The organism is Holdemanella sp., assembly GCF_056804935.1.
The window spans coordinates 1-8,487 of record NZ_DBMEXE010000053.1 but is presented as its reverse complement, the minus strand read 5'-3'; the positions used below and the strand labels follow the sequence as shown (position 1 = coordinate 8,487).

Genomic DNA, 8,487 nt, shown 5'->3' with positions numbered 1-8,487 from the left:
GTGTACACCAATACACTATTAAAGTGCATAAAAAAATAAATAATCTTAAATCGCGAAATTTTGAAGATCATTTCATGCGTAATCACTAGGAATGCCTTTTTAATTTGATATTCTTTGGTTGGCGTGTTAAAATAAAAGGGAATTTATATGGGGGTATATAATCATGAAACATATTAATACAGTAGATACTCGTAACTTGTGTGAAAGCGCAAAAAATGGTGGATGTGGAGAATGCCAAACTTCTTGCCAATCAGCTTGTAAAACTAGCTGCGGAATCGCTAACCAAGCTTGCGAAAATAATAAAGAAAGTAAGTAATTAAGAAATGCCGAAGTGATTCGGCATTTTTAATGCCGCCTTTAAGGCAGCATTTTTTAAATTTTGAGGAGGAAATATAGATGATTCATCAGTATAAGATGTTTAATCAGAATATTGTATTGGATATTTGTTCAGGAAGCATTCATGTGGTAGATGAAATTGCCTATGATATGATTGCTGAATTTTTAGATAAAGATAAAAATACCTTGGTTTTAGAAATGAAGGAGAAATATCCTAGTGTTGATACATCTGAATTGGAAGAATGTTACGACCAGATTTTAGAATTAAAAGAACAAGGTCGTTTATTTAGTGAAGATACATATGAGCCAATGGCAGGACAGTTAAAGGCTAAGACAAGTGGTGTTATTAAAGCTTTATGTCTTCATATTGCCCATACTTGTAACTTGAATTGCTCGTATTGTTTTGCCAGCCAAGGAAAATACCATGGGGACCGTGCATTAATGAGTTTTGAAACGGGAAAACGAGCTCTTGATTTCTTGGTGGAAAATTCAGGAACACGCAGAAACTTAGAAGTGGATTTCTTTGGTGGAGAACCACTAATGAACTTTGATGTAGTTAAACAATTGGTTGCCTATGCTCGTAGTATTGAAAAAGAAGCTGGAAAGAATTTCCGTTTTACATTAACGACAAATGGTATGTTGATTGATGATGACGTAATCGAATTTGCGAACAAAGAAATGAGCAACGTTGTATTAAGCTTAGATGGACGTAAAGAAGTTCATGACCGTTATCGTGTGGATTATTCTGGTAAGGGAAGTTTTGATACAATCGTTCCTAAATTCCAAAAGTTAGTAAAGGCTCGTGAAGGTAAAAATTACTATATGCGTGGTACTTTTACTCATGCCAATCCAGACTTCTTAAAAGATGTGCAACAAATGTTAGATTTAGGTTTTAGAGAATTAAGTATGGAACCTGTTGTTGCCAAATCCGATGATCCTGCAGCACTTACAGAAGCCGATCGTGAAGTTGTGAAAAAACAATATGAAGATTTAGCTAAATTGATGTTGGAATATGATGAGAAGAAAGATCCATTTACTTTCTATCACTATATGATTGATTTAAAAGGTGGACCATGTATTTATAAGCGTATTTCTGGATGTGGTTCAGGAACTGAATATATGGCCGTAACACCATGGGGAGATTTATATCCTTGTCACCAATTTGTAGGGGAAGAAGCTTTTAAATTAGGAGACATTTATACGGGTGTCACAAACAAAAAGATTCAGGATGAATTTGCATCATGCAACGTATATGCACGTAAAGAATGTGCAGATTGCTGGGCAAGACTTTATTGTTCTGGAGGATGTGCAGCCAATGCATACCATGCGACAGGATCTGTAAAAGGTGTATATAAAGAGGGTTGTGAACTATTCTGTAAACGACTAGAGTGTGCCCTTGCCGTAGCCATTATTCGTGATATGAAAGAAAATAATCATGAAGACGCCGATTGTTAGTTTTCTAAAATCGTATCAAGAAAAATCACCTGTAAGAATGCATATGCCAGGCCATAAAGGTGCTGGCATTCTTGGTTTTGAAGGAATGGATCTTACAGAAATTTATGGAGCTGATGAGTTGTTTGCGGCAGAGGGGATCATTAAGGAAAGTGAACAAAATGCTTCCTCTTTATTTGGCTGTCCAACCTATTACTCAACGCAAGGCTCTACTTTATGCATTCAAACGATGTGCACAATATTATGCCAAGATGCTAAAAGTAAAGGGAAGAAAACTAAGATTCTTGCAGGAAGAAATGCGCATCGAAGTTTTATTCATGCGGCTGCACTATTGGATTTTGAGATTGAATGGTTATATGGAAAGAGTGATTACTTATCTTGTAAGATACATGCAGAGGATTTAGAAAAGGCGATTATTGAAAGTCTTCCAACGGCTGTATACCTGACAAATCCAGATTATTTAGGAAATCTTTTGGATATTCAGTCTTTAGCTAGTGTATGTAAAAAACATAATGTACTACTTGCCATCGATAATGCCCATGGTGCATATCTTCGTTTTTTAGAACCGTCTTTACATCCTATCGATTTAGGAGCTGATCTATGTTGTGATTCGGCCCATAAAACACTACCTGTACTTACAGGAGGAGCTTATCTTCACTTAAGTGAGTCTTTGAATCAAGTATGGAAAAATGATGTAAAACATTTTATGGAATATTTTTCTTCTACAAGTCCATCCTATTTGATTATGGCATCTTTAGATGCGACAAATGAGGTGTTGGATACTACATTTAAAAAATCCTTGTCTGAATGTATTCAAAGAGTTGATGGATTAAAGAATACTTTGATTCAACATGGATACACGATATTATCTGGTGAACCTATGAAGATAACGATTTCAACGAAAGAGTTTGGCTATACTGGAAATGAAATCGCAAATCTTTTAATGGAATGTGATATCTATCCTGAATTCTATGATTCAGACTATATTGTATTAATGCCATCTCCATATAATACGAAGGATGACTTAAAACGATTAGAGACATGTTTATGTGGAATTGAAAGAAAACCTCTTTTAATAAATAAACCACCAAAATTAGAACAATCTAAAAAAGCCATGAATGTGCGTCAAGCTTTATTTTCGTCAAGCATAACATTGGATGTATCTAAATCATTAGGACAAGTATGCTCCAGTGTGACTGTATCTTGTCCTCCTGCGATTCTTCCAGTGATTCCAGGAGAAGTGATTAGTGAGTCTTCTATTGAAGTCATGAAATATTATGGTATTGAAACCGTACGAGTTGTCAAAGAATGACAACTCTTTTTCTTTTGTATATGTGAAACCGCTAACAATTGAAGTATAATAAAATAAGAAATAAACATACGAAAAGGAGGAGAATCAAATGTTTGACAAATTGTTTGAACCCATACAGATTCGTGGTATGGAATTAAGAAATCGTGTTGTCATGTCTGCGATGGGAACACATGAAAGTGCGGAAAGTGAAGATGGAAAGAGTGTTACAGATAAGCTGATTGCGTATCATGTGGCTCGTGCAAAAGGTGGAAATGGATTAAATACAGTTGAAGTTACGAGTGTAGATGCGGCCAGTGCACCTTTTGGATTCTTGTCGATTGCCGAAGACAAATACATTCCAGAATTTAAAAAATTAAATGATGCCGTGCATGAAGCTGGAGGAAAAACTTGCATTCAATTATGGCAAGGAGGATTAGCCGTAGCTTCAGATCAAACGGCTCAAATCTTAGTGCCCAATGACTTACCATTAAGTCCACAATATACAGTGCCAGCTATCACAAATGAAAGATTACTCGATATAATAGATAAGTTTGGACAAGCCGCAAAACGTGCAGTAGAAGCTGGATTTGATTGTTTAGAATTCCATTGTGCGCATAACTATTTACCACACTCTATGCTTTCAGGAGGAATCAACCATCGAAGTGATGAGTGGGGTGGCTCTTTTGAAAATCGTAAAAAATTCCCATTGGAATGTATTAAATCGATTCGTGCCAATATGCCAGAAGATATGCCACTATTCATGCGTGTAGATTGTCATGATGACATGTTAGATGGTGGATTAACGGTTGAAGAAGTGATTGAATTCTGTAAAGATGCCAAAGAATTCGGTGTGGATGTATTGAATATTAGTCGTGGAAATATCTTAACGGCAGCTACACTATATGAAGTGGCTCCAGTGGATATTGAAAATGGATTTAACGTAGAAGATGCTGCACGCATTCGTAAAGAAACAGGCATGTTGACAATGCCATGTGGACGTATCAATACGCCTGAATTTGCCGAAAAAATCTTAGAAGATGACAAGGCCGATTTAGTTGTCATGGCACGAGCTCAACTTGCCGACGCTAATTTCTGTAACAAGGCCAAAGCTGGTAAAGTGAATCAAATTCGCTATTGTATCGGATGTAACCAAGGCTGCTACGACTCATTCTGTGCATCCTTATATAATCCAGCTATTAAACACATTACTTGTATGCGAAATCCTGGCTTATTAGAAGAGGAAACATTAGGCTTAAAACCAGGATCTGCTTCTAAAAAAGTTGTCGTCTTAGGTGGTGGAATTGCAGGTATGGAAGCGGCTCTAGATTTAAAAGAAACAGGCAATACACCAATTTTATTTGAAAAGAGTGAAAGTCTTGGTGGACAATTTGTATTGGCCGGAGCTATTTCAGCTAAAAAAGACTTTAAAAATGCGGTAGATAAAATGATTTTGGATGTTCAAGAATCTGGAATTGAGGTGCACTTAAATACCGTTGTTACTAAAGAAATGATTGAAGAAATTAAGCCGGATGCTCTCATTGTTGCGATTGGGTCAAGTCCGTTTGTACTTTCAATTGAAGGTAGTGAAAGAGCTATTGTTGCACATGATGTATTGAGTGAAAAAGTAGAAGTACCAGGTGAAAACGTCGTCATTATTGGTGGTGGTCTTGTTGGTTTTGAAACCGCTGAATTCTTGGCTGCCAGACAAAAGAAAGTCATTATTTTAGAAATGAAAGAAAAAGCTTTACAGGATCTAGGACCATTGCGTCAAATTACAGCGCAGTTTGCGATGGCACAAATGCCAATCACAATTGAAACAAGTGCCACTGTAGAACGAATTGAAGATCATGCAGTTGTTGCCAGTGGCAAAGAATATCCATATGATAGTGTCATTATGGCTGTTGGATCAAAGGCAAACGATACAAGCATGTATACAGATTTAGGTATTCCTACATACATCGTTGGTGATTGTAAAAAAGCAGGTGTTGCTTTAGATGCATTTAAAGATGCGTATCATGCAGTATTAGAAATTAATAAGTAGGTAGCGATATGACAACATTATTTGATGAACTTCAAATTGGTTCGATGACCTTAAAAAATCGTACATTTATGGCGCCAATGTCTTTAGGATATGGAGATCAAACGGGAATTCCTACATTACAAGAACAAGCGTATTGGATTGAAAGAGCTAAAGGGAAAGTGGGTTGCATTATTACGGATGCGACAAGTGTGGATCCTAATACACCTTATTTAGGAAATACGCTATGTTTTAGAAGTGAAGAAAGCATTTTGGAATACAAAAAATTTACGGATAAGATCCATGCGTATGGGACAAAAATCATTCCTCAAATTACGCATCCAGGACCAGAAAGTATCTCCTCATTCTTTGGGGTTACACCAATTTCTAGTAGTGGCTATTTAAATTCTATGTATCAACAAACTCGTGAATTAAAAATAGAAGAAATCCCAAATATTATTTCGATGTATGCGAATACTTCTTATCAGGCAAAACAAGCTGGTTTTGATGGAATTGAACTGCATTGTGCTCATGGATATATGCTTCTAGGCTCTTTCTTAAGTCCTTTAAAAAATAAGCGAACCGATGAATATGGTGGCGATTTAATGCGTCGTGCACGTTTATTATTTGAAGTGGTAGAAGCGATTAAATTAAAATGTGGAGATGATTTTCCGATTGTTTTAAGAATTTCTGGATCGGAGAAGATTCCAGGTGGAAGTACAATTGAAGATACACTTCAATTGATACCAGAACTCGAAAAACGAGGTGTGGATGCCTTTGAAGTTTCGGGTGGATCTCAATATGAGTTGCCAAATAAAATTATGCCTAGTCATGGAGAAGAGTGCGCAACTAATTTGAAAGAAGCCGTAAGAATCAAAGAAATCAGTCATGTACCCGTATTGTTGGTGGGAAAGATTAATGATGCGAAATTAGCTCGTTCTTTAGTGGAAGAAGACAAAGTCGATGGTATTGTGCTAGGTCGTGCTTTACTTGCAGATCCAGATTTTGTCAAGAAGACAAAAGAAGATAAAGATGCACAAATTGCACCTTGTACAGGATGCCTTGCAGGATGTGTTGGACAACAAACAAAGCGTTTATGCGGAACTTGCGTTATCAATCCATTCTGTGGTCATGAAATGGAAATGAAGATAGAACCATCTACATCGAATAAAAAAGTGATGATTGTAGGTGGCGGAATCGGTGGATTAAGCGCTGCAAGAATGTGTTCTTTAAGAGGACTTGATGTAGAAGTTTTTGAAAAAAGTGGTGTGTTAGGTGGACAGATCAATCTTGCCAGCAAGATTACCCCGAAAAAAGAAATGCATAAATGGATTGATTATTTAGAAAGTGAATGTCAAAGACTACAAATTCCAGTTCATTTAAATCATGAAGTGAAAGTAAGTGATGTACATGATTTTGATGTGGTACTCGTATGCAACGGTTCTATTCCAAATAGACCCAATGAAAATGCCTGTACAGCACATGATATTTTAGGTGATAAAGTTGATGTACACGGAAATATCCTTGTCGTAGGTGGAGGCATGGTTGGTGTTGAAGCCAGTGAATATATTTGTGAAAAACACCTGGATGCACATGTTACAATTTTAGAAATGAAAAAGAATATTGATGACGGAGAATCTCCGGCAAACTTAGTTTCTACAATGACTCGTATTCAAAGTTTACCAATCAAGGCACTAACAGAAACAAAACTCATATCTGTAGAAGATGGTGTTAAGGTTGAAAAAGGTGGAGAAACACAAAACTTAGGAAAATTTGACTTTATCGTATATGCGACAGGTTCAAAACCAGATCCAAGTCTATATGAAGCTATTCGGGAAACAGGAAAAGAAACATACTTATTTGGTGATGCATCAAGTGTAGCACAAGCTTTGGAAGCGGTTCGTGATGGCGTAAATATTTCTTTAAAACTATAAGAAAAGAAGTGAAGTCTTAATCGGCTTCACTTTTAAATTGGTCAATATATTTTTGTACAGAATTTGTCATTTCTTTTGAAAAATCTGAATTGTATTTTCTTTTACAGAAAGCAGTTGCCCATTCGTTTAATGTCTTATTCCCAGCTTTATATTCAAACATATTTTTTAATTCCTGTTTGTCTTTTCTATGATATTGATCAACACAAACAATATCTTCTAATTTACAACGCTTTGGCTTTTGTCTTTTAAAATGATCCTCTGCAGGATATCCAAGTACTAACATGCATACAGGGACTACATATTCACTTAGATTTAATAATTCTCTATGAAGATCATGCTGTTCTAGAATGTCACCAATGTAACAAGATCCAATCCCAAGACTTTCGGCAGCTACAACCGCATTTTGTGCGGCAATGGTCGCATCCGTTGTGGCCAATAATAAATCACCTACGCCTGGTTTTCTAGGACTGCAATTTTCATAATTAAATAAATCATACCATTTCTGAAAATCAGCACAGAAAATTAAAACCATTTTAGCTTGATTAATAAAAGATTGATTATCACACGTTTTAGATAGTGTTTCTTGCAGTTTCTTATCTTGTACATCAATAATTGTATACATTTGTTGGTTTCCTGCACTAGGGGCTTGCATGCAAGCTTCTAGTATCAATTTTCTTTCTTCTTGTGATATTTCTTTATCTTTAAAAATGCGACAAGATTTGCGGTCAAATAAACTTTGAATAATTGGATTCATCATAAATCCCCTTTCTTTTTGGAAATATTTTACTACAGATATGCTATTATTTAAGTATGAAACTAAGTGAAATTAAGAAAAATGCACATAAAAATGTAAAAACACACTATGCGACCTATTTAGTGTTATGTCTTGCAGCAGTACTTATGGGAAGTGAATTTAGTTCGACTTTATCCCTTTTAAAACAAGATAATGCCAAGAGTGTTTCAGGCCTGTTAATGCACTCTTCTTTTGTGAAGTCGATGACATTTTTACTTCCTGAAGACGTCTTTGGTACAACCAACGGTGTATTTGCACATGTGTTAAATGGAATTACTTCAGGATCTTTTGTGAAGACACTATTTTTAGGTTTATCTACCATTGTTCATTCAAAAGATATTGCGGGTATTTGTTTTGTCGTGATGGGTTTATGCATATCTGTGTTCTATAGAGTGTATATTGTGAATGTATTGCCAGTCATTAATCGCAGACTATTTTTGGAAGGAAGAGTTTACGCAAAACTTCCACTTGATCGATTGGTTTATTTAATGCGAATACGAAAACAGATGCATGTTGCGTTTGTGAAGTTGGTCAAGTCTATAATTTTAACAATTATGAACTTTACCGTTGTAGGAGGCGTTTATTTTTATTATGTTTACTTTTTAGTGGATTATATCTTAGCTGAAAATCCAACAATATCTTTAAAAGATGCACTTTCTTTATC

At 35.8% G+C, this 8,487-nt stretch carries 7 protein-coding genes; 6 read left to right on the top strand and 1 reads right to left on the bottom strand.

Annotated features, from left to right (window positions below; all coding sequences use genetic code 11):
- Nucleotides 1–163: 163 nt before the first annotated feature.
- The 5 genes from scfA (at nucleotide 164) to ACZQCL_RS03940 (ending at nucleotide 7,030) form a co-directional block, all read left to right on the top strand.
- The gene (gene scfA, locus ACZQCL_RS03960; protein ID WP_003865538.1) at nucleotides 164–316 is read left to right on the top strand and encodes a six-cysteine ranthipeptide SCIFF; all 153 of its coding nucleotides are present in this window, start codon (nucleotides 164–166) and stop codon (nucleotides 314–316) included.
- Between the two features lie 80 nt (nucleotides 317–396).
- The gene (gene scfB / locus ACZQCL_RS03955; protein WP_482481895.1) at nucleotides 397–1,791 is read left to right on the top strand and encodes a thioether cross-link-forming SCIFF peptide maturase; all 1,395 of its coding nucleotides are present in this window, start codon (nucleotides 397–399) and stop codon (nucleotides 1,789–1,791) included.
- A complete protein-coding gene (locus tag ACZQCL_RS03950) occupies nucleotides 1,772–3,100 on the top strand; it encodes an aminotransferase class I/II-fold pyridoxal phosphate-dependent enzyme (RefSeq protein WP_482481894.1) in 1,329 nt (442 codons plus the stop codon). Before scfB ends, ACZQCL_RS03950 begins: the two co-directional genes overlap by 20 nt.
- A gap of 88 nt (nucleotides 3,101–3,188) precedes the next feature.
- Nucleotides 3,189–5,120 (top strand): bile acid Fe-S flavoenzyme BaiCD, encoded by a 1,932-nt coding sequence (gene baiCD / locus ACZQCL_RS03945; protein ID WP_482481893.1) that lies wholly within the window; start codon nucleotides 3,189–3,191, stop codon nucleotides 5,118–5,120.
- 8 nt (nucleotides 5,121–5,128) lie between these two features.
- Nucleotides 5,129–7,030, top strand: coding sequence for an NADH:flavin oxidoreductase (locus ACZQCL_RS03940; RefSeq protein ID WP_482481892.1), 1,902 nt, complete (start codon nucleotides 5,129–5,131; stop codon nucleotides 7,028–7,030).
- A gap of 16 nt (nucleotides 7,031–7,046) precedes the next feature.
- On the opposite strand, the gene ACZQCL_RS03935 is transcribed toward ACZQCL_RS03940, so the two are convergent.
- A complete protein-coding gene (locus tag ACZQCL_RS03935) occupies nucleotides 7,047–7,784 on the bottom strand; it encodes a nitroreductase family protein (protein WP_482481891.1) in 738 nt (245 codons plus the stop codon).
- 56 nt (nucleotides 7,785–7,840) lie between these two features.
- Here ACZQCL_RS03935 and ACZQCL_RS03930 point away from each other — a divergent pair.
- Nucleotides 7,841–8,487 (top strand): hypothetical protein (locus tag ACZQCL_RS03930; RefSeq protein ID WP_482481890.1); only part of this gene is annotated, 647 nt, incomplete at its 3' end.